General features: G+C 65.0%; 1 protein-coding gene. It reads left to right on the top strand.

The window, feature by feature from the left end; translation table 11 throughout:
- The coding region (locus tag D1614_RS28735) for a hypothetical protein (RefSeq protein WP_206610204.1) at positions 1-540 on the top strand (540 nt) is incomplete at both ends.

The following is a 540-nucleotide window of genomic DNA, read 5'->3' as shown; positions in this document are numbered from 1 at the left end:
GCTGGCGCGCCATCTTCGTCGCGCAGTTGCTGGTGGCCGTGGTGGTGTGTGGGCTGGTGGCGGCGTTCTATCCGCATCCGAAGATGCACGAGCGCAAGGGCGATTTCGCCTCGCTCGACTGGCCCTCGGCCATCGCATTCGGGCTGGCGGCGCTGATTGCGCTGCACGGCTTCCAGCAGGCGCGCTTTGTCCACCCCGACGGCTCGCCCGCGCAGGTGGTGCCGATCATTGCGGTGGTGGCGCTAATCCTCTGGGTGGGCATCCGCCAGACGGGCCATCCGCTGCCCTGGGTGGACTTGCGGGCCACGCTGCAGCGGCGCTTCATGATGGGCATGGTGTTCTACGCCATCTATTACATGTTTGCGAGCGCCTGGGGCTTTCTTTCGTCGAGCCTGCTGCAGAACGGATTGGGTTTCCGCTATGAGACCACCGCGCAGCTGATGAGCCTGGGCGGCCTGGTGACGGTGGCGCTGGGCATCCTGAACTTTCAGTTGACCAATGTGCTGCCGACCAAGCGCGTGCTGATCTCCGTCGGCTTTG

The organism is Maribellus luteus, assembly GCF_003576475.1.
GTDB classification, from domain to species: Bacteria; Bacteroidota; Bacteroidia; order Bacteroidales; family Prolixibacteraceae; genus Draconibacterium; species Draconibacterium luteum.
This window is presented reverse-complemented; position numbering and strand designations above follow the sequence as displayed.